The sequence below is a fragment of the Streptomyces sp. NPDC041814 genome (assembly GCF_055590565.1).
The window spans coordinates 199,383-225,990 of record NZ_JBVJAM010000005.1 but is presented as its reverse complement, the minus strand read 5'-3'; the positions used below and the strand labels follow the sequence as shown (position 1 = coordinate 225,990).

The window sequence follows — 26,608 nt, the reverse complement described above, 5'->3', positions numbered from 1 at the left end:
GTCGGTCATCCTCTCGCTTCGGGGCTGCCGGCGAGATGCTTCACCGGCGCCGTGTTCTGGTAGGCGTCGCGGACCTCCGGGTGGGCGAGCGCCTCCCCGGTCGGCCCGGTCACCAGCACCCGGCCGGCCGCCAGCACGGTCACCGACGTGGCGACCTGGGCGACGACCTCGACGTGGTGCTCGACCAGCACGACCGCCACGCTCGCGGGCAGCGCCCCGAGGATGGCGAGCAGCCGGCCGATGTCGCCGTCGGTCAGCCCGGCGGCCGGCTCGTCCAGGAGCAGCAGGCGCGGATCGCCCGCCAGGGCCGCGGCCAGGTCCAGCATGCGGCGCTGCCCGTGCGAGAGCTCCGAGGCCGGCCGGTGCGCCAGGTGCGCGAGGCCGACGGTCTCCAGGTGCCGCCCCGCCGACTCGGTGTGCAGCCGGTAGCGGGACGGGCTGCGCCAGGCGCCCCGGCGCTTCGGGTGGTGCGTCCAGCCGGCCAGCACGATGTTGTCCAGCACCGACAGCTCGCCGATGACGGACGGCTGCTGGAAGCTCCGGGCGATGCCCAGGCGGCTGCGCTTCGCGGTGGACGCCCGGGTGACGTCCGTACCGTTCAGCGCGATCGTGCCCCGGTCGGGCCGGTCGGTGCCGGCGATGAGGTTGAGCAGGGTCGTCTTCCCGGCGCCGTTGGGGCCGATGACGGCGTGCCGGGCGCCCGGGGCCAGCCGCAGGGACACCTCGTCGACGGCGGTGAGGCTGCCGTAGCGGCGGGTGAGGTGGTCGAGGGCGAGCACGGGGACCGGCTGCCCGGCGTCGGTTGCGGGCGTCATGGGGCGTCCTTCCCGGAGGAGACGGCGGGCACGGGGCGGCGGACGGCGGTGCGCAGGCCGGCCAGCCCCCGCGGCAGCAGATACACGGCGGCGATGAACAGCGCCCCGAGCAGCAGCGGTCCGTGGCCGGGCCAGGAGCCGGCGACCCAGTCCCGGGTGAACACGATCAGCCCGGCGCCGAGCAGGGCGCCGATGACCGATGTCGACCCGCCGATGACGACCGCGAGGAGTGCGAACGCGGCGATCTCGAAGCCGACGTCGGCGGGGGAGAGGTACTGCTGCACGGTGACCATCAGGGAGCCGCCCACCCCGGCCAGCGCGCCCGCGCAGATGTGGGCCACCAGGAGATAGCGCCCCACGGGGTGCCCGGACGCGCGCATCCGCGCCTCGGCGCCCCGGGTCCCGGTCAGCAGCTTGCCGGCCGGGGAACGCAGCACCAGCAGGGTGAGCGCGACGGCGACGACGGCGACGACCGCCGCGTACACGTACAGCTCGCGCTCCTCGGTCATGCCCTCGCCGCCCCACAGCGCCCGGGTGGCCGGGAAGCCGACCAGCCCGTCGGCTCCGCCCGTGACGGACTTGACCTGGTTGATCACCGCACTCGTCAGCTCGCCCACCGCGAGGGTGATCATCAGCACGGTCGTGCCCCGGGCGCGGATGACCGCGGGCCCGGTCACCGCCGAGAACACGGCGGCCGCGAGCGCCGACAGGACGATCTGGACCGGGCCCACCGTCCACCCGGCGTCGGCCAGGTTGGCGGTGGCGTACGCGCCGACGGCGAACGGCGCGGTCTGCCCGAGCGTGGGCAGACCGGCGTACCCGGTCAGGACGGTGACGCTGACCGCCAGCAGCCCGAGCGCCAGCGCCGACCCGGCGAGCGAGATGCTGTACGAGTCGAGCATTCCCGGGAGCGCGAAGAGGACGGCGAGCAGGACGAGCAGCGGCACGGCCTGCCGCCACCCGGCCGAGTGCAGCCAGGCGCCGAGCCGCCCCGGGGCCGCCGGAGCGGGCGCCGCGGCCTTGCGCGGCCGGTTCTCCCACCGCGCGGCGAGGAGCCCGCGCAGCCGGGACACCGGGTCGGAGGACGGGCCCCGCTCCTCGTGCGCCTCCGGCTCCGTGAAGCGGGACCGGAACACCAGCACCGCCGCCATCGCGGCGAACAGCAGGTACGGCGCCAGGTCCGGGAGCACCGAGACGCCCAGGGTCTGGACCTCGCCGACGGCGACCGCCGCGGCGAACGTCGCCCACAGCGAGCGCAGCCCGCCGAGGACGACGACCACGAGGGACAGCATCAGCACGTTCTCGGAGGTGCCGGGCCCGGGCCCGATGATCGGCGCCCCGAGCACACCCGCCGCACCGGCCAGGGCGCCCGCCGCGGCGAGCACCCCGGTGTGCACGGCGCGGGGGTTGTGGCCGGTGGCGGCGAGCATCTGGGGGTCGTCCGCCGACGCGCGTACCGCCGCGCCCACCCGGGTCCGGGTGAGCACCCACGTACCGAAGGCCGCGAGGACGACGGCCATGGCGATGAAGCAGAGCCGGTAGGCGGGGTAGCGGTGGCCCAGCAGGTGGACCGATGAGTCGAGCGCGCCGGGGACGCGCACCGGCAGTTCGTCGGCCCCGAAGAACTGGATCAGCAGGTCCCCGCCGACGAGGGCGATCCCGAACGTCAGCAGGGCCTGCGCCAGATGCCCACGCCGGGCGAGTGGAACCGTGGCGGCGGAGAGCCCCGCCCCGGCGAGGGCCGCGGCCGCCGTTCCGGCCGCGAGCCCGAGGGCGAGGCCGCCCCACGTTCCGTCGCTCAGCTCGGCGCCGGTGTAGGCGCCGATCGCGTACAGCATGCCGTGCGAGAGGTTCAGTACGCCGGCCGTGCCGAACGCGAGACTCAGGCCGGCGGCGACCACGAACAGCAGCAGCCCGTAGGCCACGCCGTCGACCGCCGGCACGAGGTGGGCATCGAGCAGATCCATGTCAGCCGCCGAGCGTCGCCAGGTCCTGGACCATGACGTTGGACAGCTGGTTGCCGTCCGGGCGCACCTGCCGCAGGTACCACGTCTGGACCGGCGCGTGCGCCTTCTTGCTGAACTCCCAACTGCCGCGCGGGCTGTCGATCTGGCCCAGGCTCGCGATGGCCTTGTTGATCGTCTCGGGCGTCACGTCGCCCTTCTTCGCGGCGTCCGCGATCGCCTTGTCGAGCACGGCGGCCGCGTCGTAGGACGACATGGCGTAGGTGGTCGGCTGGGTGTCGTGCTCGGCGGTCCAGTCGGAGGCGAACTTGCGGTTGGCCGCGTTGTCGAGGTCGGGCGCGTAGTTGAGGACGGAGTAGATGTCCTTGGCGGCCTGGCCCTCGGCCTGGAGCACGCTGCCCTCGGTGACGAAGGCGGTGTACAGCGGCAGGTCGGCGACGTCGGACTGCGCGTACTGCTTGGCGAAGTCGATCGCGGCCTTGCCGGCGTAGAAGCAGTAGACCGCCTTGGCGTCGGTCTTGGCGATCTCCGCGAAGTACGGCATGAAGTTGGTCGTCTTCGGGAACGGCGTCCACTTGGTCTTGCCGTCCGGGTTGGCGAGCTTGCCGCCGACGCGCTTGAACTCGTCGGTGAAGCCGCGCAGTTCGTCGTAACCGCCCTGGTAGTCCGGGCCGATCGCGTAGACCGGGCCGTCCACCTTCTCCTTGACGTACGGGGCGATGGCCTTGCCCGGCTCGTCGGACATGAAGCTCGTCGTCCACACGTACTCGGGGTCCTTGACCTCGGGACGGGCGTTGGAGCCGAGGAAGGGGATCTTCGCCTGGCCGACCAGCGGCAGCACCGCGTTGACCGAGCCACCGCTGACCAGGCCGGTCAGCACGTCGACCTTGTCCTTCTTGACCAGCTTGGTGGCGGCCGGGACGGCGGTCGGCGGGCCGTCGCCCTCGTCGGCGACGATGAGCTCGACCTTGCGCCCGCCCAGCTTGTTGTCGTGCGTCTTCAGGTACAGCTCGAAGCCGTTGCGCAGATCGGTGCCGACCGGCTTGTACGTGCCGGAGAGCGACGCGACCAGGCCGACCTTGACGGTCTCGTCGCCGGAGCCGCTGTCGCTGCTGCAACCGGTGACGGCGGCCAGGCCGAGGGCGAGGGCGGCGGCACCGACGGGCCGGACGAATCTGCGGTGGCGGGTGCGGCGGGGTATGTCGAAGAACATGGGTGCTCTCATCGGGGGAGTGGTTGGGCAACGGTATGACCCGACCGCGGAGTCGGCTCCGCGGACGGGTCGGTACGACCGTGGGTGGGGGAACGGCCGGGTCAGTGCGTGGGGGAGGTGTGCGGGGAACGGACCTGGGGGGACAGCGAGTCACCGACCTGGTTGATCAGCTCGGACATCATGTAGCTGACCTCGCCGATGTCCGCGTCCCTGGTGGTCATGACCAGGAGCGAGGCGCCACTGGAGACGGCCATGGAGAACATGTAGCCGCCCTCCATCGCGGTGAGGCTGTGCTCCACCGGGTCGGTGTCGGTGAGCTGAGCGGCCGCGGACAGCAGGTTCACGACGCCGGAGGCGATGGCGGCCAGCCGGTCGGCGTCGTCGCGCTCCACGCCGGTGTACGCGAGCGCGAGTCCGTCCACGGACACGGCTATCGCCTGGGTGACCTCCGGGATGCGTCCGGCGAAGTCGCTCAGGATCCAGCTCAGGTCGGTGGGTGAGGTCATTTCTTGGTCCGTTCGGTGTCGTCATTGTTGGCGGGACGCCCGCGGGGGTTCGTGCTCCGGCTGATGCCCTGGGCGTAGGCCGCCAGGACGTCGGATACCTGCCGGGAGTCCCGGCGTCGGGGGGTCGGCCGCGACGCACCGGCGCCGGACCGCTGCTCGGTGCCGGCCCGCTTCTCCCGTGCGGGCCACTGCTGGGGTGCGGTGCGCTTGCGGACCGGCAGGCCGGAGGCGCTGACGCCCGCGATGCGCGAGGCCGGCTCGTCGTGCACGGGGTGCGGGGCGGGCGCGTCGGCGACGTCCGTACGGGACGGGACCTCGTGCTCCTCGCGCGTGCCCGGGGCCGCCGGAGCGCCCGCGCGGGCACCGACGCCCGCGCCGACCGGCCGGCCGGCCCGTCCGCGTACGTGGTCCTTCTTCTGGCGGGTGACGACCGTACGGGGCGACTCGAAGCCGTTCTCCGTGGGCAGGGCCGGTTCCTCGGACACCTCGGCCAGCACGTCCTTGGGGAGGGTGACCTCGGCGATGGTGCCGGGGCCCGAGGAGTCGCGCAGCTCGACAACGATGCCGTGCCGGGCGGCGAGGCGCGCCACCACGTGCAGGCCCATGGACCGCACGTCCCCGATGCCCGCCTTCGGCTCGCGCAGCCCGGCGTTGAGCACGGCGCGGCGGTCCGCCGAGATGCCCACGCCCTCGTCCACGATCTGGACGACGGCCCGGTCCCAGAGCCGCCAGACGGCGACCCCGACCTGGGCGTCCGGCGGGGAGAAGCGGGTGGCGTTGTCGAGGAGTTCCGCCAGGATGTGCGCGACGTCGTGCACGGCGCGGGCGGCGATGCCGATGCCCGCCTCGATCGCGCCGAGGGACACCCGGTCGAAGCGCTCGATCTGCTGGGCCGCCGCCACGATGACGGTGGAGCAGCCGATGTCGGCGGAGCGCACCCGGGCGTTGCCGTAACCGCCCAGCACCAGCAGGTTGTTGGTGTTGCGCTCCATGCGGATGGCGAGGTGGTCGAGGGCGAAGAGCGTCTTCATGCGCTCCGGGTCCGCCTCGTCGCGCTGCACGGTGTCCAGCTCGGACACCATGACGCTGGTCAGCTGGGCGCCGCGGCGGGCGACCCGGACCAGGGTCTCGGCGAACTGCTCGTGCACCCGGGCCTGTTCGGCAGCGAGGCGCACGGCCTCGTGGTGGACGGCGTTGAACGCCTCACCGACCTCACCGATCTCGTCCCCGCTCGTGGTCTCGACGGGGTTGCCGGTGCGTTCGGCGACCTGCTCGGGCGTGGCCCCGCTCAGCGCGCCGGGCTGGGACAGCTCGCTCATGACGGCGGGCAGCCGCGTGTGGGCCACCTCGTGCGCGGCGTTGCGCAGGTCGCGCAGGCGGCGGATCATGACCCGGCCGAGGCGGACGGCGACGAGGACGACACCGACGAGGGTCAGCAGTACGAGGGCGACCTCGCCGCCGGCGGTCCACAGCAGCCTGGTGCGCTCGGCGTCGACAGTGGCGGCGACGGACTCGTCGATCCGCGCCTCCACCTGGTGCAGCAGGGTCTGCCGGTCGTCGGACGCCTTCTGCCACGCCTTGGGAGTGACGCCGATCGGCTTGCTGGTGTCCGTCCGGGCGATCCGGTCCTCCAGCTTGCGGGACTCCAGGGCCCGCGGTCCGGAGAGGGTCCGCTCCAGCCAGGTCCGCCACTCGCTCGGCCCGAGGCTGAACATCACGCCCGTCGACTCGGTGTAGCCGAGCCGGCTCGCGTCGAAGGTGCGCTGGGACGCCGCGGTGAATCCCCCCGCGGCCTGCGCCCTCATGACGGTGATCTGCTGCTGCGCGGTGTGTTCGGCGGCCTCGGAGAACGCCGCGGCCGCGCGGATGCGGTCGGCGATGTCGGCGTCGACACCGTCGGCCTGCGCGATGCCGTCTCGGTAGCCGTTGAGGTCGGCGATCACGATCCGGTAGCCGAAGGCGAGCGCGGAGATGGTGGTGCTGCCCGAGCGCACCTGGGCGCGCAGGGCGGGGAGTTCATCGATGAAGCGGTCGATGCGGGCCAGTGACTCCTGGGCGCTTCCGGGCACCTCGGAGAGTCCGCCGGCGCGGTTCTTGAAGGTGGCGATGCTCTTGTCGGTCGCGTCGGAACTCGCCTGGAAGGCGGACGAGTCCCCCTGATCGGAGACCAGCGCGGTGGCGGCGGCGCGCTCACGCTGCAACTGGTGAGTTAAATCGGCTGCGCCGGCGGCGACGTCGACCATGTCGGCCAGCCGGTTCGCCTGGAGCGCCTGGTTGGTGGCGGGTGCCAGGGCCAGGGCCGAGAACGCGACCGCGACGGTGAGGGGAGCGGTGACCAGCAGGACGAGGCGGCGATTGATTTTCACTGCGCGGCTCCGTCGCCGGAACCGGGCTTGAGTATCGGTGACACGCAGATACCTGTTAACGGGTTGTGGGGTGTCGGTAGGGACGCTCGTACGTCGTGCGCACAGTTACGAATGGGACGGGTGGGGTGGGTGGGGCTCGCGTTGCGCGGCTTGATCCTATGCCTAGTGCACAACGCCGGATGCGTGCAGCGTCGAAAATTTGCGTTCAGTTAGGTGCGCGAATGTGGTCGGATTCGGTCAAGTGTAGCTCCCGGGAGCCTGATTGGCCCTGGTGTGCGCAGCCTGAGGTCCTCCACACAGGTGCGCGAAGTCGGGAGAAGTCGCGTGCGATTAGCGAAGGCGACGATACGTTGCCGCACCCGCGACGCAGTGAACAGGCCATCCTGAAAAGGCACATGACCTTCACGGCACGCCGCCTTGACCTGATCACTCCTTCAGCGCCGTCTCCAGCCGCGCCAGCACGGACGCCTCCGCCGCACGGTCCCGGTCCGTGTCCTGGAGCGCGAGCAGGTTGCGCTGGGCGCGGGCCGCCTGCCCGTACTCGCCCAGCTCCTCCAGCGCCCGGCTCAGCGCCCGCAGCCGCTCCGCGTCCGGCCCCGTGTCGTCCAGCATCCGGATCAGCGCCACCCTGGCGTGCGACCGGAGCCCCTGCCGGCACGCCAGCTCGACCAGGGCGAACGCGTCCGGCTCCGTCCCCTCCTCGCCGCGCACCACGTCCCGCAGGCACATCCGGTAGGCCTCGTCCAGCCGGTAGGCGCACAGCTCCGCGGAGTTGAGGAGCAGGTAGTCCGGCTCGGTGCGCCGCGCGGCGGACTCCATCAGGGCGAAGAGCTCGGTGAGGGGCCGCTCCGGGAGTCCCAGGCCGTCGATCAAAGCGGCCCGCTGGGAGTCCAGTTCGGGTGCGAACTCCTCGCGCGCCTCCGCGTCCCCGGCACGCACTGCGGCCCGCAGCCCCTCCTCGTCCAGCTCCGCGGTCAGCCCCTCGCACCAGCCGGGCAGCCGCACCAGCATCTCCAGCGCCTCGGAGACGCTGTCGGCGATCAGGACCGCATCGCCCTCGGAGGAGGCGTACAGCACCGCCGTACCGCCGCACAGGAAGTACGTGCCCCCGGTGTCATCCCCCGCGACCGGCTCCAGCTCCATCCCGGACGCCAGGTGAACCGCCTCGACGTGCTGGGCCCGCTCCACATCGAAGTCGAAGGGGAACGCGGCGAGTTCCGCCAGGTCGGGACGGCTGCGCAACAGTTCGAGCACACGGTCGGTCATGCCCCGCATCCTAGGCAGCGCCCACGAAGAGACGCCCGCCCGGCCACCGGGGCCGGGCGGGCGCGGGGGGTCGCTCAGGCGCCCACGTACTGCGCCAGGTGCTCGCCCGTGAGGGTGGAGCGGGCGGCCACCAGATCGGCGGGAGTGCCCTCGAAGACCAGCGTGCCGCCGTCGTGGCCGGCGCCGGGGCCCAGGTCGATGATCCAGTCGGCATGCGCCATCACGGCCTGGTGGTGCTCGATGACGACGACCGACTTGCCCGAGTCCACCAGCCGGTCGAGCAGCCCCAGCAACTGCTCCACGTCGGCGAGGTGCAGTCCGGTGGTCGGCTCGTCCAGCACGTACACCCCGCCCTTCTCGCCCATGTGCGTGGCGAGCTTCAGCCGCTGCCGCTCACCGCCGGAGAGCGTGGTCAGCGGCTGGCCGAGGCTCAGGTAGCCGAGCCCGACGTCCACCAGCCGTTCCAGGACGCGGTGCGCGGCCGGCGTGCGCGCGTCACCGGAGCCGAAGAACTCCTCGGCCTCGGCGACCGACATCGCCAGCACCTCGCTGATGTCCCGCCCGCCCAGGTGGTATTCGAGCACCGAGGCCTGGAACCGCTTGCCCTCGCACTCCTCGCAGACCGTGGCGACACCCGCCATCATCGCCAGGTCCGTGAAGACGACGCCCGCGCCGTTGCACGTCGGGCACGCCCCCTCGGAGTTGGCGCTGAACAGCCCCGGCTTCACGTCGTTGGCCTTGGCGAACGCCTTGCGGACCGGGTCGAGCAGCCCGGTGTACGTGGCGGGGTTGCTGCGTCGCGAACCGCGGATCGCGCTCTGGTCGACGGTGACCACGCCGTCCCGTCCGGCCACCGAGCCGTGGATCAGCGAGCTCTTCCCGGACCCGGCGACGCCCGTGACGACGGTGAGCACGCCGAGCGGGATGTCCACGTCGACGCCGCGCAGGTTGTTCGCGGACGCGCCCCGCACCTCCAGTGCGCCGGTGGGCTCGCGGGTCTCCGCCTTGAGGGTGGACCGGTCGTCGAAGTGGCGCCCGGTGACGGTGTCCGAGGCGCGCAGCCCGTCGACGGTGCCCTCGAAGCAGACGGTGCCGCCCGCCGTACCGGCGCCGGGGCCGAGGTCCACGACGTGGTCGGCGACCGCGATCGTCTCCGGCTTGTGCTCCACCACCAGAACGGTGTTGCCCTTGTCGCGCAGGCGCAGCAGCAGATTGTTCATCCGCTGGATGTCGTGCGGGTGCAGCCCGGCGGTCGGCTCGTCGAAGACATACGTGGTGTCGGTCAGCGAGGAGCCGAGATGGCGGATCATCTTGACGCGCTGCGCCTCGCCGCCGGACAGCGTCCCGGCGGGGCGGTCGAGCGCCAGATAGCCGAGGCCGATCTCCACGAACGAGTCGAGGGTCTGCCCGAGCGCGGTGAGCAGCGGCGCCACCGACGGCTCGTCCAGCTCACGGATCCAGGCGGCCAGATCGCTGGTCTGCATCGCGCAGGCGTCCGCGATGCTGATGCCCGCGACCTTCGAGGACCTGGCGCCCTCGCTGAGCCGGGTGCCGTCGCAGGCCGGACAGGTGGTGAAGGTGACCGCGCGCTCCACGAAGGCCCGGATGTGCGGCTGGAGCGAGTCCTTGTCCTTGGACAGGAAGGACTTCTGGATCTTGGGGATCAGTCCCTCGTACGTGAGGTTGACGCCCTCCACCTTGACCTTGGTCGGCTCCCGGTACAGGAAGTCCTGCATCTCCTTCTTGGTGAACTTCGCGATCGGCTTGTCCGGGTCCAGGAAGCCGGACTCGGCGTAGACCCGGACGGTCCAGAAGCTGTCGGACTTCCAGCCGGGGATGGTGAACGCGCCCTCGGCCAGGGACTTGGAGTCGTCGTAGAGCTGGGTGAGGTCGATGTCCGAGACGGTGCCCCGGCCCTCGCACTCGGTGCACATGCCGCCGGTCCGGTTGAAGGTCGCCTTCACGGTCTTCTTGTTGCCGCGCTCGACGGTGATCGCACCGCTGGCCTTCACGGACGCGGTGTTGAAGGAGTACGCGCTGGGCGGGCCGATGTGCGGGGTCCCGAGGCGGCTGAAGAGGATGCGCAGCATGGCGTTGGCGTCGGTCGCCGTGCCCACGGTCGAGCGGGTGTCCCCGCCCATCCGCTGCTGGTCCACGATGATCGCCGTGGTCAGCCCCTCCAGGACGTCCACCTCGGGCCGGGCCAGGGCGGGCATGAACCCCTGGACGAAGGCGCTGTACGTCTCGTTGATCAGCCGCTGCGACTCGGCGGCGATGGTGTTGAACACCAGCGAGCTCTTGCCGGACCCGGAGACACCCGTGAACACCGTCAGACGGCGCTTGGGGATCTCGATGCTGACGTCCTTGAGATTGTTCACGCGCGCCCCGTGCACACGGATCAGATCGTGGCTGTCGGCGGCGTGCGGCTGCGTACCTGCGGCCCTGCTCATGTGTCTCCCTGTGATGGCGGGGCTGTCGCGCAGCCCCGTCGTCGCCGCCCGGCTCACCGGCGGCCTTCCCCGTTCACGGCCCTACGTTAGGGCCTCCCCGGCAGCGGGGCTTCTCGATTCCTGACCGGCCGTGTCACCTGCTTCGCCACGCAGGACGGTATGCCCTCGGTCGCCTTCGCCGCCTCCTGCCGGTACACGCTCGGCGGCATCCCGACCAGCTCCGTGAAGCGCGTGCTGAAGGTGCCGAGCGAGGAGCAGCCGACCTCGAAGCACACCTCGGTGACGCTCATGCCGCCCCGGCGCAGCAGCGTCATCGCGCGCTCGATGCGCCGGGTCATGAGGTAGCCGTACGGGGACTCCCCGTACGCCTTCCGGAACTCGCGGCTGAGGTGGCCCGCCGACATGTGGGCGCCGCGCGCCAGCGCCTCGACGTTCAGCGGCTGGGCGTACTCGCGGTCGATCCGGTCGCGGACCCGGCGCAGCCGCGCCAGGTCGCGCAGGTTCTGCGTCGCGTCGGGTTTGCTCGTCACGCCGGAAGCGTACGTCGTGGGGGAGCACCCCGCCCTGGCCCCGGGTTCAGGTGCGGGTGGCCGTGTCGCAGTCGGCGGCGTCCCGGTCCTTCATGCGCTCGTCCATCGACGTCCCCCGCTCGTACGGGTCGACCTCCGCGGCGTCGTCCGAGGGCCCCGGCTCCTTGCCGAAATCGGGGCGGAAGTAGCCGGTGGTGTTCTCGCAGCCTCCGTTGGCGGCGTCCAGCCGGTACGACTTCAGCGAGAAGGTCCCCGGATCGCCGATCACCTTGTCCGGGTCGTCCCAGCTCATCACGATCTCCCGGCGCGCGATCGTCCGGGCGACCTCGTCGCTGTCCCCGGACGCCCGCACGACGGGGTAGACGAAGGTGACGTCGGCGGTGATCTCGACCGCGCCGCCGTCGCCCTCCCGGTAGGTGAGCTCGCCCCGCGTCCTGATCACGGCACCGGCCAGGCGCGCGTACGACGGGTCGAAGCGGCTGAACAGCAGCAGCGGGTCGTCCGTCCGGGTCGGGGCGTCGAAGGCGTTCGCCAGGTACTCCTTGATGCCGGGCTGCTTCCGGTTGAGGGCCGCGATGGCCTTCACCGGCCGTTCCCCGCGCAGCACCGCCGGATCGAGGCCGGTGTCGGCGAGGAAGGCCAGGCTGCTGTCGAGCGCGTCGGCGACCTGCTTCTCGCTCATCCACCCGGTCGCCCGCGCCGAGGGCATCGTGATCCCGGCCGTCCCGGCGGCCCAGTGCTCCGCCGGTGACCCCTTGAACGGGTCGTCCGGCGTGGGCCCACCGGGCGTGGCCGCCGTGGAGCCGCCCCCGCCGTGGAAGCCCAGCCAGCCGGCCGCCCGGCCCGGGACCAGCGCCACGACGAGCAGCGCGACGACGACCACCAGGCCCACCACGTACCAGACCCTGCCGCGCCGCCGGGGCGGCTGATGGGTGCGCCACCCCGGGGGCGGGCCGGTCTCCTCGCGCAGCCGCTGCGCCACCATCCGGGCCCGGGCGGACGGCTCCTCGGGGGCGCCGGGGGTCCCGGCCTCGGCCTCCCGGAGGAAGCGCTCCCACTCCTCGTCCGGTATGGATGACCCGCCCGTCTCCACGCTGCGCCCCCTGCCCCCTCCGGCCTGCCCGCCGGTCCGTCCTTCCTCGCATCATCACACGGCCCGGTGACAGCCGACCGGCCACCGGGCTGCCGCGCATGAGGCCCGCGCGTTACGGCTTGCGGCCGACCGCGACATAGCCGGGCGTGACGACCTCGCCGGTACCGGGGACCGGCTCGCCGAGCTCGGGGTGCCATGCCTCGGCGGCGACGATGCCGGGCTCCACGATCTCAAGACCGTCGAAGAACGAGGCGAACTGGTCGCGGGTGCGCGGCGCCAGCGTCAGGGTGTTGGCCTTGTACATCTTGTCGACCTCGCGCGCCTCCTCCGGGTGGAAGTCGGCGGTGATCTGCGAGATGACCATGTAACTGCCGGGCGCGAGCACATCGGTGAGCCGCCGCACCAGCTCGTACGCACCGTCCTCGTCGCTCACGAAGTGGAGCAGAGCGATCATCGACAGCGCGACCGGCTTGCCGAAGTCCAGCGTCTTGCCCGCGTGTTCGAGGATGGTGTCGACGTTCCGCGCGTCGGCCTGGACGTAGTCGATGACGCCCTCGGGCGTGCCCTTGAGCAGCGCTTCGGCGTGCGCCAGCACAATCGGGTCGTTGTCGCAGTAGACGACCCGGGTGTCGGGAGCGGCCGCCTGGGCCACCTGGTGCAGGTTGGGCTCGGTGGGTATGCCGGTGCCGATGTCGAGGAACTGGCGGACGCCCTGGGAGGACAGCCAGCGGGTGGCGCGGTGCATGAAGGCGCGGTTGATCTTCGCCATCACCGGGACGTTCGGTTCGACGGCCAGCATCTGACGGCCCATGGCCTCGTCGACCGGGTAGTTGTCCTTGCCGCCCAGGAACCAGTCGTACATCCGCGCGGGATGCGGCTTGCTGGTGTCGATGAGCGGGGCGGTGAGGTCGTTCTCCGGTCGGGACATGGCCAACTCCAGGGTGCGGGAGGTGCTGCGGATGATCAGCTCGGGCCCACCCTAAGCAACTATGCCGCCGAACAGGGAGAGTTCGGCTGCCGATGACAGTTACCAATGCGTAACTTACTGATGGGTTACCACCGGTAAGCGTCGCTGTTAGCTTGCGCTCACCCGTATTCGGAGCAGAGCGAGGAGTGAGCCTTGAGCCGCAAGGACCGTTCGCGTTCCACCCTTCCCCCACGCCGCGTCCGTCCCCTCCGCGCCGCGGCCGTGGCCGTGACCGCCGCGGCCTGCGTGGCCGCGTACGCCGCGCCCGCGTCCGCCACGGACGGCGCCGAACCCGTCGTCTCCCGGGGCGTGACCATCCCCGCCTTCTACGACCCGCCCGCCCAACTGCCCGCCGCCAACGGGGCCCTGATCCGGACCGAGCCCCTGCCGCTCGCCCTGAGCCTGCCGGGCCTGGACGGCCGCCCGATGCCCGGCACCGCCACCCGCCTCATGTACCGCACGACCGACTCCAACGGGCAGCCGGCCGCGGTGACCGGCGCCTACATCGAGCCCTCGGCCGCCTGGAAGGGCGGCGGCGCCCGGCCGCTGGTCGCGCTGGCCTCGGGCACCATGGGCCAGGGGGACCAGTGCGCGCCCTCGCTGGCCCTCCAGCACCCGCTGAGCGTCACCCCCGAGTCCGTGTCGATCGGCTACGAGACCCTGTCCGTCTACCGGCTGCTGTCCGCCGGAGTCGCCGTCGTCGTCACCGACTACGTGGGCCTCGGCACCACCGACCGCCTGCACACCTACGTCAACCGGGTGGACGAGGGCCACGCGCTGCTCGACGCGGTCCGCGCCGCGCACCAACTGCCCGCCACCTCGCTCACGGCCGCGTCCCGGACGGGCCTGTACGGCTACAGCCAGGGCGGCGGCGCCAGCGCGTCCGCCGCGGAGCTCCAGCCCTCGTACGCCCCCGAGATCCAGCTCGCCGGCACCTACGCCGGCGCGCCGCCCGCCGATCTGACCGCGACCATGAAGGGCATCGACGGCAGCGCCCTGGCCGGGGCCCTCGCCTGGTCGATCAACGGCTTCGCCCAGGCCGACGCGGATCTGCGGGACGTGGTGGAGGCCAACATCAACGACGCCGGGCGCGCCGCGCTGAAGGACGCCTCGACCATGTGCGTCGGCGACGCGATCCTCGGCTTCGGCTTCGCGAAGAGCTCCAAGTGGACAACCACCGGCAAGTCCCTCGGCGAGATCATCGCCGCCGAGCCCAAGGCGCAGGCCGCGCTCGACAAGCAGCGTATCGGCACCCTCAAGCCGTCCGGACCGGTGCGCGTGGCGACCGGCATCCAGGACGACATCGTGCCGCACGCCCAGGCGCGTCAGCTCGCCGTCGACTGGTGCCGCAAGGGCGCTGACGTCACCTACGACGCCGTCATCCTGCCCAACCTCGGTGACAAGATCCTCACCAACCACATGGTCCCGCTCATCACCGACCAGGGCGACGCCATCTCCTGGATGACCGACCGCCTGGCGGGCAAGCGCACCCTCTCCAACTGCTGGTCGATGCCCGTCCAGCCCTGACCCGCCACCCGCGCCGCCCGGTCCGCGCCCACGGGAAACCCCGTGCGCGCGGACCGGACTGCGGTTAGTGTCGCCGCATGAACATCGTGCAGCTCTACGGCTGACGTGGACGGGGCCCGCCCCCGACCCGTCCGGCACACCGCGTCCACGCGCCCACCGACCGGCCCCTGCCGGGGTGGCGGCGCGACGGTCTGCCGTGTCCACGTCCGCCGCAGAACCGAAACGAGTGATCCCCTTGACATCTCCGTCACCTCGCCGTGCCCATATCGCCATGATCGGCATCCCCGCCGTGAGCCATGTGCTGCCGAGCATCGAGGTCATCCGCGAACTGGTGGCCCGCGGCCACCGCGTCACCTACGCCAACGACCCGGTGATGGCCGAGCGCATCGAGGCCACCGGCGCCGCCTTCGTGCCGTACGACTCCGTGCTCCCGGTCGGTGACAACGTCTGGCCCGACGACCCGATCGCCGCCATGGGCCTCTTCCTGGACGACGCCGTCCAGGCGCTTCCGCAGCTGCGTGCCGTCTACGACGAGGACCCGGCCGACCTCTATCTGTACGACATCGGCGCGTACCCGGCCCGGGTGCTGGCCGAGTCCCAGAACCGCCGCCTGATGCAGCTCTCCCCGACCTTCGTCGGCTGGCGGAGTTACGAGAAGGACGTGGCGGCCCAGCTGTGGGCGCTGCCCGGGGCCGACGCCTACCGGGCGCGGTTCACCGAGTGGCTGGCCGGGAACGGCGCGACCACGCGGGACATGGACGCGTTCGTGGGCCGCCCCGACGACACCCTCGCCCTGATCCCGCGCGCGATGCAGCCGCACGCGGACGACGTGGACATGGACACCGTCACCTTCGTCGGGCCGTGCTTCGCCGGGCGCGGCGAGGAGCGGACCTGGACCCGGCCCGCCGGGGCGGAGAAGGTGCTGCTGATCTCGCTGGGCTCCGCGTACACCAACCGCCCGGAGTTCTACCGCAATTGCCTGGCGGCCTATGGCGACCTGCCCGGCTGGCACGTCGTCCTCCAGGTCGGCAAGCAGACGGACCTGGCGGAGCTCGGCACCGTACCGGGCAATGTCGAGGTGCACCGGTGGGTGCCGCAGCTGGCCATTCTCCAGCAGGCTGACGCCTTCGTCACGCACGCCGGGATGGGCGGCAGCTCCGAGGGGCTGTACAGCGGGGTGCCGATGATCGCCGTGCCGCAGGGCGTCGACCAGTTCATGAACGCCGACAAGCTGGTCGAGCTGGGCGTCGCCCGCCGCATCGACACCGACGACGCCACCCCCCAGGCCCTGCGCGAAGCGCTCACCGCGCTCGTCGGCGACCCCGAGGTGGCCCGGCGTTCGGCGCGGCTGCGCGAGGACGCCCGGGCGGAGGGCGGCACCCGGCGGGCCGCCGACCTGGTGGAGGAACTGCTCGGCTGACGCGCGACCGGCCGGGGCGGTGAGCGGGTAGTCCGCGCTCACCGCCCCGGCCGGGCAGCGTGGTTGAGGGGATATCAGCCCTTGCGGGTGTTGATCTCCTCGGTGAGCTGGGGGACGACGTCGAAGAGGTCGCCGACGACGCCGTAGTCCACGAGGTCGAAGATCGGGGCCTCGGCGTCCTTGTTGACGGCGACGATCGTCTTCGAGGTCTGCATCCCGGCCCGGTGCTGGATCGCGCCGGAGATGCCCGAGGCGATGTAGAGCTGCGGGGAGACGGACTTGCCGGTCTGGCCGACCTGGTTGGTGTGCGGGTACCAGCCGGCGTCCACCGCCGCACGCGACGCGCCCACCGCGGCACCCAGCGAGTCGGCGAGGGCCTCGATGACGGCGAAGTTCTCCGCACCGTTGACGCCACGGCCACCGGAGACCACGATCGCGGCCTCCGTCAGCTCCGGGCGGCCCGTCGACTCACGCGGCGTACGCGACAGCACCTTCGTACCGGTCGCGGCGGCGGAGAACTCCACCGCCAGCTCCTCCACCGCGCCCGCACCGGCGACCGGCTCGACCGGGGCCGAGTTCGGCTTCACCGTGATGACCGGGGTGCCGTGCGTGATCCGGGACTTCGTGGTGAACGAGGCGGCGAACACCGACTGCGTCGCCACGACACCCTCGGCGCCGGACTCCACGTCGACCGCGTCGGTGATGATGCCCGACCCGATCCGCACCGCGAGGCGCGCCGCGATCTCCTTGCCCTCGGCCGACGACGACACCAGCACCGCCGCCGGGGAGACCGCCGCGTGGGCGGCCTGGAGCGCGTCCACCTTCGGCACGACGAGGTAGTCGCCGTACTCGGCGGCCTCCGACGTCAGGACCTTGACCGCGCCGTGCTCGGCGAGTACACCCGCCGTGCCGGACGCACCCGCGCCGACCGCGACGGCGACCGGGTCACCGATCCGCCGCGCGAGCGTCAGCAGCTCCAGCGTCGGCTTGCGGACCGCACCGTCCACGTGATCGACAAAGACGAGAACTTCAGCCATCAGACCTACTCCTGCACATCAGCGAAACGAGGAAGAACCGAAAGGGACTAGATGAATTTCTGGCCGGCCAGGAACTCGGCCAGCTGCTTGCCGCCCTCGCCCTCGTCCTTCACGATCGTGCCCGCGGTACGGGCCGGACGCTCCGTCGCGGAGTCGACCGCGGTCCACGCACCCGCCAGACCCACCTCGTCCGCGTCGATGCCCAGGTCGTCCAGGTCCAGGGACTTCACCGGCTTCTTCTTCGCCGCCATGATCCCCTTGAACGACGGGTAACGGGCCTCACCGGACTGGTCGGTCACCGACACCACCGCCGGAAGCGACGCCTCCAGCTCCTCCGACGCACTGTCCCCGTCACGACGCCCACGCACCACACCGCCCTCGACGGACACCTGCGAAAGCAGCGTCACCTGCGGCACACCCAGCCGCTCCGCGAGCAGCGCCGGGACCACACCCATCGTCCCGTCCGTCGACGCCATCCCCGAGATCACCAGGTCGTACCCGGTCTCCTCGACCGCCTTCGCCAGCACCAACGACGTGCCCAGCGCGTCCGTACCGTGCAGATCGTCGTCCTCGACGTGAACCGCCTTGTCCGCACCCATCGACAACGCCTTGCGCAACGCGTCCTTGGCATCCTCCGGACCCACCGTCAACACGGTGACCTCCGCGTCATCAGCCGCCTCCGCGATCTGCAACGCCTGCTCGACCGCGTACTCGTCCAGCTCCGACAGCAGACCGTCGACATCCTCACGGTCCAACGTCAGGTCATCGGCGAAATGCCGGTCACCGGTCGCGTCGGGCACGTACTTCACACAGACAACGATCCTCAAGCTCACGCCGGCTCTCCCTGTACCTGGTGGTGTCCTGCGGGGAATCCTATGGCACTCAGTACCCTGCGTAAAGGTACCCAGTGTCGGCGGGCTGCTTTCGGTGTTACGTTTCCGGCATGACCGAAGACCGCCGGCCGGCCAAGAAGCCCCCCATGCGTGACGTGCTCGCCGAGGCGGCCTTCGCGCTCTTCCTGGAGCGCGGGTTCGAGCGGACCACGGTGGACGACATCGTGGCCCGGGCCGGGGTGGGGCGGCGGTCCTTCTTCCGCTACTTCCCCTCCAAGGAGGACGCGGTCTTCCCCGACCACGAGGGGTGCCTCGCGGACATGACCGCCTTCCTGGCGGACGCCGACGGCGCGGACCCGGTCGCCACGGTGTGCGACGGCGCCCGGCTGGTGCTGCGGATGTACGCCGAGAAGCCCGAGTTCTCCGTGCAGCGCTACCGGCTCACCCGCGAGGTGCCCGGCCTTCGCACGTACGAGCTGTCCGTGGTGCGCCGTTACGAGCGGACCCTCGCCGGCTACCTGGAGCGGCGCTGGGCCTCGGACCCGGACGCCGGGCCCGACGCCGCGCTGCGCGCCGAGGTGATCGCCGCCTCTGTCGTCGCCGCGCACAACAACGGGCTCCGCTCCTGGCTGCGTTCGGGCGGCAAGGGGGACGCGGGGGCCGAGGTGGACCGGGCCCTCGAACTGGTGCGCGCGGTGTGGGGCGGGGCGGACGGGCGGCCCGTCGCACCCGCGCCCGGGCCCGCACCCGCCGCCGTCTCCTCCGCGGTGAGCGACGACGAGGTGATCGTCATGGTCGCGCGCAAGGGGGCCCCGATGTGGCGCGTGGTGCAGCACATCGAGTCCGCGCTCGGCACCGCGTAAGGGTCCCGGGGAAGCCCCCTTCGCGAGTTCGCGGCACTCAGTGCCTTTACTCCTGGAACTAAGTGCCATACGGTGCCGGTGTGCCGTTGCCGAAGCCGCGGTGCACCGAGTCGAGCGCGGGAGGCGGAACGTGTTCAGTACCGGAACCGACGTGATGGGGCGGCCGACCCGCGAGGCGGCGGAAGCGCACACCAGCCAGGAAGGGCTGGTCTACCAGGTGTGCCGCTGGTGCCACACCGCCTCCTTCCGCAAACTCCTGTGCCCCGTCTGCGCGTCGAGCGACCTCGAATCCGCGCACAGCGACGGCCACGGTGTGGTCATCCGCTCCAGCGTCGTCAACCGTTACTCGCGCATCATGCGCAACGAGTCCCTGGTCCGTTTCCCCCAAGGCTTCGTCTACCGCTGCCGGATCGTGGGCGCGGCCCCGCACATGGTGAACGTCGGCGACCGGGTGCGCCCGGTCGGCGGCCGCACCTCCGTGGCCGGCGAGGTCGTACTCGAAGTCTGCGACCCGCCCGGTTCGTCCAGCTGGTACTGAGGAACCCGGCCTTCACGCTTCCAGGTAGCGCAGCACGGCGAGGACGCGCCGGTTGTAGCCGGTGGTGTGCGCGAGGCCCAGCTTGTCGAAGACGGTGTTGAGGTTCTTCTCGACGGCGCTCAGCGAAATGTGCAGCTTCCGCGCGATGGCCGCGTTGGTGTGGCCCTGGGCAAGCGCCTCCAGGACGGTGTGCTCGCGCGGGGTCAGCCGGGACAGCGGATCACCGTGCGTGCTGCGGATGACCAGCTGCCGTACGACCTCCGGGTCGAAGACGGCCCCGCCCGCGTGGATGCGCTCCAGCGAGTCCAGGAACTCCTCCACCTGCGCGACCCGGTCCTTGAGCAGATAGCCGACCCGCTCCGCGTTCTCGGCGAGCAGCCGGGCGGCGTAGTTCCGCTCCACGTACTGGGAGAGCACCAGCACGCCGACGTCCGGCCGCCGCTCCCGGATCTCCACGGCCGCGCGCAACCCCTCGTCCTTGTGCGTCGGCGGCATCCTGATGTCGGTGACGACGACGTCCGGCGCGTGCGCCGCGACCTGCGACAGCAGCGACTCCGCGTCACCCACCGCGCCCAGGACCTCATGGCCCTCCTCGGTGAGCAGACGGACCAGGCCCTCCCTGAGCAGGATCGAGTCCTCGGCGAGAATCACACGCACGGCAGCTCCGCGGTCACGGTGGTGGGGCCCCCGGCGGGGCTGTGGACGTCCAGCATGCCGTCGATCGCGGCGACCCGGCCGCGCAGCCCGGCCAGCCCGCCGCCCTCCGGGTCCGCGCCGCCGCACCCGTCGTCCCGGACGCGCACGGTCAGCAGGCCGTCGCGCCGCACCACGGCCACCACGATGCCCTCGGCGCCGGAGTGCTTGGCGGCGTTGTTCACGGACTCGGACACCACGAAGTACGCGGCCGTCTCCACGGGCGACGGCAGCTCCCCGGAGACCTCGTACGCCACCCGGACCGGGATCGGGCAGCGTTCCGCGACCCCGCCCAGCGCCTCCCGCAGCCCCACGCTGTCCAGCGCCGTCGGATACACCCGCCAGGCCACCTCGCGGAGTTCGGCGAGCACCTCGCCCGCCTCCCGGTGCGCCTGCGCCAGCAGCGCGTCGGCGCGGTCGGCCTCCCGGGTGCGGCGGGCCCGGCCCAGCAGCATCGCCAGCGCGACGAGCCGCTGCTGGACCCCGTCGTGCAGATCGCGCTCGACGCGCCGCCGCTCCCGGTCCACCGCCCGCACCACGGCGGCCCGGCTGGCGGCGAGTTCACCGATGCGCAGCCTCAGCAACTCCCGCTCCCCGGGCCCGAAGCACTCCTGGGCGAGCCGGGCGTCCAGCGCGGCGAGCGAGAACAGTCCCTGCACGTCGAGGAAGAGGAGGACGGAGCCCAGGACCACCTGGGTCAGCAGCTCGCCCCGGCCGAGCGTGCCGCGGGCCGCGCCCGCCGCGAGGAGCCCGGCCAGCACCAGGCCGAACCCGAGCAGCGCGGTCACCACCGCGCACAGCAGCCCCGAGGAGACGCGGCCGGCCAGATAGCGCAGGACCTGCTGGTCGGAGGCGCGGTGCGCCGGGAACCGGTCGCCGAAGAACACGGACCGGCGCCACCGCTCCACCTCCGCCGGCCTTCTGGCCCCGGCCACCAGGAGACGGTGCGCGGCCACCCGGGTGCGGGGCCACAGCAGGAACGGCCCCAGGAGCACCCCGGCCACCGCGAAGTACACCAGCCCGGCGAGGGCCGTCGCGCAGCCGAGCAGCATCCCCGCCACCCTGGACAGCCGGGCCGCCGGGACGTGGCCGGACGTGCCCGGCACCCAGGGGGACTCCTCCAGCACCGCGCCCCGCTCCTTTCCGCGTTGTCGCCCTCTACCGCCTTGCAGCCGCACGCACCACGCCCCGCTCCCTGACCCAGCCTGATCCGAACGGAAGGCCATAGTTCCAGGCCCGCTCATCCGGCACCCCGACGGTGCCTGGCCCGTCCCGCCGCGCGTGACCGGACGCGCACGACGACGTACAGCACGAGCGCCACCGCGACCAGCAGCAGCACGGCTTCGGAGAGCACGCCGACGTAGTCGCCGACGGTGTCCCACTGGTCGCCGAGCCAGTAACCGGCCATCACCAGAACGGAGTTCCACGCCAGACTGCCGACCGCGGTCAGCCCGAGGAACGTCGGCAGCGGCATGCGTTCCAGGCCCGCCGGCACGGAGATCAGGCTCCGGAAGATCGGCACCATCCGGCCCAGCAGCACCGCCTTCGTGCCGTGCCGCAGGAACCACGCCTCGGTGCGCTCCAGGTCGGCCGCCCGGACCAGCGGCAGCCGCGCCCACAGGGCGTGCACCCGGTCCCGCCCGAACAGCGCCCCGATCCAGTACAGGGCCGCCGCCCCCGCCACCGAACCGAGCGTCGTCCAGAACAGCGCCGAGGCGAGCGACAGCACCCCCTGACCGGCGGCGAACCCGGTCAGCGGCAGGATCACCTCGCTCGGCAGCGGCGGGAAGAGATTCTCCAGGGCGATGGCCAGACCGGCCCCCGGAGCGCCGAGGGCGTCGATGAGGTCGGCCGCCCAGCCGGCGAAACCTCCGGCGGGTTCCTGTGGCAGAGCGAGCGGGACGGGGTGCATGCGGGGCTCCAGACGGACGGGCCGCCGGGACACCCTGCCCCGGCTCCCAGCCACGCTAGGAAGCGCCGGACCGCGCCGGTATGAGGGTCGCCGCCGTCCGGGGTGCGGTTTACCGCAGGGGCGCCCGTCGAGGACGGCATGCCCGAGTCATCCGATGAACCTTGCCTCTTCTCTTCTCCCGGAGGGGTGACGCCGCTACCATCGGGACGCGAAATGGGAGCGCTCCCACGTCCGTCCACGCCCTTAACCGCCTTTGTCGGCGGCCCTGTTCGGAGGAGACGTTTCCGTGCGCAGAAGCGCAAGACCCCTCGCTGCCCTGGTGGCGGCACTCACTCTCACCGCCGGGCTCTTCGCCTCCGGTGCGCCGGCGTCGGCGAAGGACAGCGACGCCGCGCCCACCGCCCAGGCATCCGATGTGTCCCTCGCGGCGGACACGTACGACTGGAAGAACGTCCGCATCGACGGCGGCGGTTTCGTCCCCGGGATCGTCTTCAACCGGTCCGAGAAGAACCTCGCCTACGCCCGTACCGACATCGGCGGCGCCTACCGCTGGGACCAGGCCGGCAAGCAGTGGAAGCCGCTGCTGGACTGGGTGGACTGGGACCACTGGGGCTGGACCGGCGTGGTGAGCCTCGCCTCGGACTCCGTCGACCCGGACAAGGTGTACGCCGCCGTGGGCACGTACACCAACGACTGGGACCCCACCAACGGCGCGGTGCTGCGCTCGTCGGACCGGGGCGCGACCTGGAAGGCGAGCACGCTGCCCTTCAAGCTCGGCGGCAACATGCCGGGCCGGGGCATGGGCGAACGGCTCGCGGTCGACCCGAACAAGAACTCCGTGCTCTACCTCGGCGCGCCCAGCGGCAACGGCCTCTGGCGGTCCACCGATTCGGGCGCCACCTGGTCCGAGGTGACGGCCTTCCCCAACCCGGGCAACTACTCCCAGGACCCGACCGACACCAGCGGCTACGGGAACGACAACCAGGGCATCGTCTGGGTGACGTTCGACGAGCGCAGCGGCAGCGCGGGCAGTGCCACCCAGGACATCTACGTCGGCGTCGCCGACAAGGACAACACCGTCTACCGCTCCACGGACGGCGGGACCACCTGGTCGCGGATCGCCGGGCAGCCGACCGGATACCTGGCGCACAAGGGCGTACTCGACTCCGACAACGGCTACCTGTATCTGACCCTCAGCGACACCGGTGGCCCGTACGACGGCGGCAAGGGGCGGATCTGGCGCTACACCACCGCGACCGGTGAGTGGAAGGACGTCAGCCCGGTCGCCGAGGCGGACACCTACTACGGCTTCAGCGGGCTCACCGTGGACCGGCAGCACCCCGGCACGGTGATGGCGACCGCGTACAGCTCCTGGTGGCCCGACACCCAGATCTTCCGCTCCACGGACAGCGGGGCGACCTGGACGCAGGCGTGGGACTACACCAGCTACCCCAACCGCGCCAACCGCTTCACCCAGGACGTCTCCTCGGTGCCGTGGCTGACCTGGGGTGCCAACCCGACGCCGCCGGAGACCACGCCCAAGCTGGGCTGGATGACGGAGGCGCTGGAGATCGACCCGTTCGACTCGAACCGCATGATGTACGGCACCGGCGCCACGATCTACGGCACCGAGAACCTCACCAACTGGGACTCCGGCAGCCAGTTCAACATCACCCCGATGGTGAAGGGCCTGGAGGAGACCGCGGTCAACGACCTGGCCAGCCCGCCGTCCGGGGCGCCGCTGCTCAGCGCGCTCGGTGACATCGGGGGCTTCCGGCACACCGACCTCGACGCCGTGCCGGACATGATGTTCACCTCGCCCAACCTCACCTCGACCACGAGCATCGACTTCGCCGAGAGCAGCCCGAACACGGTGGTCCGGGTCGGCAGCGCCGACGCCGCGCCGCACATCGGCTTCTCGACGGACAACGGCTCCAACTGGTTCCAGGGCTCCGAGCCCTCCGGGGTGACCGGCGGCGGCACGGTCGCCGCGGCGGCCGACGCGAGCGGCTTCGTCTGGAGCCCCGAGGGCGCCGGGGTCTATCACACGACCGGGTACGGGAGTTCGTGGTCGGCGTCCACGGGGATACCGCAGGGCGCGACGGTCGAGTCGGACCGGAAGAACCCGAAGAAGTTCTACGGGTTCAAGGCCGGCACCTTCTACGTCTCCACGGACGGCGGCGCGACCTTCACGGCGAAGGCGTCCAGCGGCCTGCCCACCGAGGGCAACGTCCGCTTCAAGGCGGTCCCCGGCACCGAGGGCGACATCTGGCTCGCGGGCGGCGCCACGACGGGCGCGTACGGCCTGTGGCACTCGACCGACTCGGGGGCGACCTTCACCAGGCTGAGCGGCGTCGACGAGGCGGACTCCGTCGGCTTCGGCAAGGCGGCGGCGGGCGCCTCGTACCAGACGCTCTTCGTCTCGGCGAAGATCGGCGGAGTGCGCGGCATCTTCCGGTCCACCGACGCGGGTGCCACGTGGACCCGCGTCAACGACGACGCCCACCAGTGGGGCTGGACCGGTGCCGCGATCACCGGTGACCCGCGCGTCTTCGGCCGGGTGTACGTGTCCACCAACGGGCGCGGAATCATGTACGGCGACTCCTCGGACGGCGACGGCACCGACCCCGGCACGGACCCGGGCACCGACCCCGGCACGGATCCCGGCACCGACCCCGGTGACGCGGCCTGCTCGGTGACGTACAAGGTCACCAACCAGTGGTCCGGCGGCTTCCAGGCCGATGTGACGCTCACCAACACGGGCAGCGCGGAGCTGGACGGCTGGAAGCTCGCCTGGACCTTCCCGGACGGGCAGAAGGTCGGCCAGGTGTGGAACGCGACGGCTGATCAGGACGGGGCGAAGGTCACGGCCACCAACGTCTCCTGGAACGGCCGGGTGGCGCCGGGCGCGTCCGCGGGCTTCGGCTTCACGGGCACGCTGACCGGTGGCAACACGGCACCGGCCGCATTCTCGCTCGGCAAGGAGGTCTGCGCCACCGGCTGACGCGGGGCGCGGGGCCCCGCGCCGGGGGGCGGGCCGGGCGGCCCCGGCCCGCCCCCCGACACGGACTTACTGGCCCCGTACAGGTTCGTCGGCCATACTGCCCGCCGTGGAGCAGCGCATAGACCCGAAGACCCAGCCCGCGTACGCCGCAGGGACCGACCCGGCGTACATCCCCGGTCTCACGGCCCCCCGACCCGCGGAAGCGGTGGAGGAGGAGCCGGAGAACACCGAGGAGCCCGTGCCCGCGGACGCCGTCGCCGAGCCGCCGGCCGAGGACGCGCCGGTGGCGCAGGAAGACGACGAGGAGGACGAGCAGGACGAGCAGGAGGAGAGCGACGAAGAGAAGGCCGAGGGGCCCTCGTTCGAGGTGAGCGACCGGCGCGGCTCGATCTCGGCCGGGCCCGAGGGCGTCCGGTTCACGCTGGACGACCAGCAGGCGGACTTCGGCTGGGACGAGATCGGCGCGGTCGAGCTGAAGCCGGCCCGATTCGGCCGCCGGTTCACCGTCACCGTCCACCTGTCGTCGCGGCGTTGGTTCAACGGCGAGGTCGAGGCGCCGTCCCGGAGCAGTCTCAAGGAGTGGACCGAGGGCTTCGACGCGGTCCTGGACACCCACTTCGAGGAGTCCTGACCGGGGGCGCCGAGCCCGGACCCCTGGTCCTCAAACGCCGGACGGGCTGATATCGGCCCCGCCGGCGTTTGAGGCGCGGTACGCGCTCAGGCGTCCGCCAGGACCACCGAGCGGGTGAGGTGGCGCGGGGCGTCCGGGTCGAGGCCGCGCGCCGCGGCGCGGGCCACGGCCAGGCGCTGGACGCGGACCAGGTCGGCCAGCGGGTCGAGGCCGCTCTCCACCCAGCGGGCACCGGTCTCCAGGAGCTGTTCGCGCAGGCCCTCGGGGGCGGTGCCGAACATCCAGGTGGCGGTGGTGTCGGTGGCGATGGAGATCGGGCCGTGGCGGTACTCCATCGCGGCGTACGACTCGGTCCAGGAGAGCGACGCCTCCTTCATCTTGAGCGCCGCCTCGTTGGCCAGGCCGGCCGTCCAGCCTCGCCCGAGGAACGTGAACTGCGTGCAGTCCACCAGGCCCTCCGGCAGCGGCTCGGCGAGCGCCCGCTCCGCGTCCCGGACCACGGCGTCGGTGTGCAGGCCGAGGTGCGCGCGCAGCAGTGTGAGCAGCGTGGTGGCGAACCGGGTCTGGACGACGGACTGTTCGTCCGCGAAGTCGAGGACGACGACCGCGTCGGCGGCGGTCATCACCGGGGTCGCGGGGTCGGCGGTGATGGCCACCGTGGGCGTCGTGCCGCTCAGCCGGCCGAGGAGTTCGAGCACCTCGGTCGTGGTGCCGGAGCGGGTGAGCGCGACGACGCGGTCGTAGCGGCGGCGGGTGGGGAACTCGGAGGCGGCGAAGGCATCGGTCTCGCCCTGCCCGGACTCCTCACGGAGCGAGGCGTATGCCTGAGCCATGTAGAACGAGGTGCCGCAGCCGACGACGGCGACGCGCTCGCCGGGCGCGGGCAGCGCGGCCGCGTGACTCGGTGCCAGCTCCGCTGCGCGGCGCCAGCACTCCGGCTGACTGGCGATCTCGATCTCGACAAATGACACTTTTGCACT

22 protein-coding genes are annotated in these 26,608 nt (G+C 72.0%); 6 read left to right on the top strand and 16 right to left on the bottom strand.

Annotation, left to right across the window (positions count from 1 at the left end; genetic code table 11):
* Positions 1-5: 5 nt before the first annotated feature.
* From ACZ6C6_RS15695 to ACZ6C6_RS15650, 10 genes are all read right to left on the bottom strand, one after another.
* Positions 6-815, bottom strand: coding sequence for an ABC transporter ATP-binding protein (locus ACZ6C6_RS15695; RefSeq protein ID WP_469203036.1), 810 nt, complete (start codon positions 813-815; stop codon positions 6-8).
* A complete protein-coding gene (locus tag ACZ6C6_RS15690; protein ID WP_469203034.1) occupies positions 812-2,782 on the bottom strand; it encodes an ABC transporter permease in 1,971 nt (656 codons plus the stop codon). Before ACZ6C6_RS15690 ends, ACZ6C6_RS15695 begins: the two co-directional genes overlap by 4 nt.
* A 1-nt stretch (position 2,783) precedes the next feature.
* The gene (locus ACZ6C6_RS15685; protein WP_469203341.1) at positions 2,784-3,992 is read right to left on the bottom strand and encodes an ABC transporter substrate-binding protein; all 1,209 of its coding nucleotides are present in this window, start codon (positions 3,990-3,992) and stop codon (positions 2,784-2,786) included.
* A 101-nt stretch (positions 3,993-4,093) separates the two neighbouring features.
* Positions 4,094-4,498, bottom strand: a complete 405-nt coding sequence (locus ACZ6C6_RS15680; RefSeq protein ID WP_361024805.1) for a roadblock/LC7 domain-containing protein — start codon at positions 4,496-4,498, stop codon at positions 4,094-4,096.
* On the bottom strand, positions 4,495-6,864 hold the full coding sequence (locus ACZ6C6_RS15675; protein WP_469203032.1) for a sensor histidine kinase: 2,370 nt from the start codon (positions 6,862-6,864) through the stop codon (positions 4,495-4,497). The genes ACZ6C6_RS15680 and ACZ6C6_RS15675 overlap by 4 nt, the downstream gene beginning before the upstream one ends.
* Before the next feature lie 426 nt (positions 6,865-7,290).
* A complete protein-coding gene (locus tag ACZ6C6_RS15670) occupies positions 7,291-8,130 on the bottom strand; it encodes a hypothetical protein (RefSeq protein ID WP_469203030.1) in 840 nt (279 codons plus the stop codon).
* Positions 8,131-8,204: 74 nt separating this feature from the next.
* Entirely contained in the window at positions 8,205-10,580 is a 2,376-nt protein-coding gene (locus ACZ6C6_RS15665; RefSeq protein ID WP_469203028.1) for an ATP-binding cassette domain-containing protein, read from the bottom strand.
* An 86-nt stretch (positions 10,581-10,666) separates the two neighbouring features.
* On the bottom strand, positions 10,667-11,110 hold the full coding sequence (locus ACZ6C6_RS15660) for a helix-turn-helix transcriptional regulator (protein ID WP_469203026.1): 444 nt from the start codon (positions 11,108-11,110) through the stop codon (positions 10,667-10,669).
* A gap of 46 nt (positions 11,111-11,156) precedes the next feature.
* On the bottom strand, positions 11,157-12,203 hold the full coding sequence (locus tag ACZ6C6_RS15655; RefSeq protein WP_469203024.1) for a hypothetical protein: 1,047 nt from the start codon (positions 12,201-12,203) through the stop codon (positions 11,157-11,159).
* 112 nt (positions 12,204-12,315) lie between these two features.
* Entirely contained in the window at positions 12,316-13,131 is an 816-nt protein-coding gene (locus tag ACZ6C6_RS15650; protein WP_469203022.1) for an SAM-dependent methyltransferase, read from the bottom strand.
* Positions 13,132-13,323: 192 nt separating this feature from the next.
* On the opposite strand from ACZ6C6_RS15650, the gene ACZ6C6_RS15645 reads away from it, so the two are divergent.
* Together ACZ6C6_RS15645 and ACZ6C6_RS15640 are read left to right on the top strand one after the other, a co-directional pair.
* Positions 13,324-14,697, top strand: coding sequence for a lipase family protein (locus tag ACZ6C6_RS15645; protein WP_469203020.1), 1,374 nt, complete (start codon positions 13,324-13,326; stop codon positions 14,695-14,697).
* A gap of 271 nt (positions 14,698-14,968) precedes the next feature.
* Positions 14,969-16,117 carry a macrolide family glycosyltransferase gene (locus ACZ6C6_RS15640; protein ID WP_469203018.1) on the top strand — a complete coding sequence of 383 codons (1,149 nt, stop codon included), beginning with the start codon at positions 14,969-14,971 and terminating at the stop codon, positions 16,115-16,117.
* A gap of 74 nt (positions 16,118-16,191) precedes the next feature.
* Here the strand turns inward: ACZ6C6_RS15640 and ACZ6C6_RS15635 are convergent, their stop codons facing one another.
* A complete protein-coding gene (locus tag ACZ6C6_RS15635) occupies positions 16,192-17,154 on the bottom strand; it encodes an electron transfer flavoprotein subunit alpha/FixB family protein (RefSeq protein WP_469203016.1) in 963 nt (320 codons plus the stop codon).
* 47 nt (positions 17,155-17,201) lie between these two features.
* Positions 17,202-17,987, bottom strand: a complete 786-nt coding sequence (locus tag ACZ6C6_RS15630) for an electron transfer flavoprotein subunit beta/FixA family protein (protein ID WP_469199508.1) — start codon at positions 17,985-17,987, stop codon at positions 17,202-17,204.
* Positions 17,988-18,097: 110 nt separating this feature from the next.
* Between ACZ6C6_RS15630 and ACZ6C6_RS15625 the strand changes: the two genes are divergently transcribed.
* Both ACZ6C6_RS15625 and ACZ6C6_RS15620 read left to right on the top strand, forming a co-directional pair.
* Complete coding sequence (locus ACZ6C6_RS15625) at positions 18,098-18,850, top strand: TetR family transcriptional regulator (RefSeq protein WP_469203014.1); 753 nt, start codon at positions 18,098-18,100, stop codon at positions 18,848-18,850.
* A gap of 130 nt (positions 18,851-18,980) precedes the next feature.
* Positions 18,981-19,388, top strand: coding sequence for a Zn-ribbon domain-containing OB-fold protein (locus ACZ6C6_RS15620; protein WP_469203012.1), 408 nt, complete (start codon positions 18,981-18,983; stop codon positions 19,386-19,388).
* Positions 19,389-19,400: 12 nt separating this feature from the next.
* Here the strand turns inward: ACZ6C6_RS15620 and ACZ6C6_RS15615 are convergent, their stop codons facing one another.
* The 3 genes from ACZ6C6_RS15615 to ACZ6C6_RS15605 form a co-directional block, all read right to left on the bottom strand.
* Positions 19,401-20,045: a response regulator transcription factor gene (locus ACZ6C6_RS15615; protein ID WP_469203010.1), complete on the bottom strand. Its 645-nt coding sequence runs from the start codon at positions 20,043-20,045 to the stop codon at positions 19,401-19,403.
* A complete protein-coding gene (locus tag ACZ6C6_RS15610; RefSeq protein WP_469203340.1) occupies positions 20,036-21,133 on the bottom strand; it encodes a sensor histidine kinase in 1,098 nt (365 codons plus the stop codon). Before ACZ6C6_RS15610 ends, ACZ6C6_RS15615 begins: the two co-directional genes overlap by 10 nt.
* 188 nt (positions 21,134-21,321) lie before the next feature.
* Entirely contained in the window at positions 21,322-21,993 is a 672-nt protein-coding gene (locus tag ACZ6C6_RS15605) for a DedA family protein (protein ID WP_469203008.1), read from the bottom strand.
* 286 nt (positions 21,994-22,279) lie between these two features.
* Between ACZ6C6_RS15605 and ACZ6C6_RS15600 the strand changes: the two genes are divergently transcribed.
* Entirely contained in the window at positions 22,280-24,997 is a 2,718-nt protein-coding gene (locus tag ACZ6C6_RS15600) for a cellulose binding domain-containing protein (RefSeq protein WP_469203006.1), read from the top strand.
* Positions 24,998-25,103: 106 nt separating this feature from the next.
* Positions 25,104-25,628, top strand: coding sequence for a hypothetical protein (locus tag ACZ6C6_RS15595; RefSeq protein ID WP_469203004.1), 525 nt, complete (start codon positions 25,104-25,106; stop codon positions 25,626-25,628).
* Positions 25,629-25,714: 86 nt separating this feature from the next.
* Here ACZ6C6_RS15595 and ACZ6C6_RS15590 read toward each other — a convergent pair whose 3' ends face one another.
* Complete coding sequence (locus ACZ6C6_RS15590; protein ID WP_469203001.1) at positions 25,715-26,599, bottom strand: SIS domain-containing protein; 885 nt, start codon at positions 26,597-26,599, stop codon at positions 25,715-25,717.
* Positions 26,600-26,608 lie beyond the last annotated feature (9 nt).

Coding starts and splice junctions, on each gene's coding strand:
- ACZ6C6_RS15695 (WP_469203036.1), bottom strand. CDS start 815: ATGACGCCCGCAACCGACGCCGGGCAGCCGGTCCCCGTGCTCGCCCTC.
- ACZ6C6_RS15690 (WP_469203034.1), bottom strand. CDS start 2,782: ATGGATCTGCTCGATGCCCACCTCGTGCCGGCGGTCGACGGCGTGGCC.
- ACZ6C6_RS15685 (WP_469203341.1), bottom strand. CDS start 3,992: ATGTTCTTCGACATACCCCGCCGCACCCGCCACCGCAGATTCGTCCGG.
- ACZ6C6_RS15680 (WP_361024805.1), bottom strand. CDS start 4,498: ATGACCTCACCCACCGACCTGAGCTGGATCCTGAGCGACTTCGCCGGA.
- ACZ6C6_RS15670 (WP_469203030.1), bottom strand. CDS start 8,130: ATGACCGACCGTGTGCTCGAACTGTTGCGCAGCCGTCCCGACCTGGCG.
- ACZ6C6_RS15665 (WP_469203028.1), bottom strand. CDS start 10,580: ATGAGCAGGGCCGCAGGTACGCAGCCGCACGCCGCCGACAGCCACGAT.
- ACZ6C6_RS15650 (WP_469203022.1), bottom strand. CDS start 13,131: ATGTCCCGACCGGAGAACGACCTCACCGCCCCGCTCATCGACACCAGC.
- ACZ6C6_RS15640 (WP_469203018.1), top strand. CDS start 14,969: ATGATCGGCATCCCCGCCGTGAGCCATGTGCTGCCGAGCATCGAGGTC.
- ACZ6C6_RS15635 (WP_469203016.1), bottom strand. CDS start 17,154: ATGGCTGAAGTTCTCGTCTTTGTCGATCACGTGGACGGTGCGGTCCGC.
- ACZ6C6_RS15625 (WP_469203014.1), top strand. CDS start 18,098: ATGACCGAAGACCGCCGGCCGGCCAAGAAGCCCCCCATGCGTGACGTG.
- ACZ6C6_RS15610 (WP_469203340.1), bottom strand. CDS start 21,133: ATGCTGCTCGGCTGCGCGACGGCCCTCGCCGGGCTGGTGTACTTCGCG.
- ACZ6C6_RS15605 (WP_469203008.1), bottom strand. CDS start 21,993: ATGCACCCCGTCCCGCTCGCTCTGCCACAGGAACCCGCCGGAGGTTTC.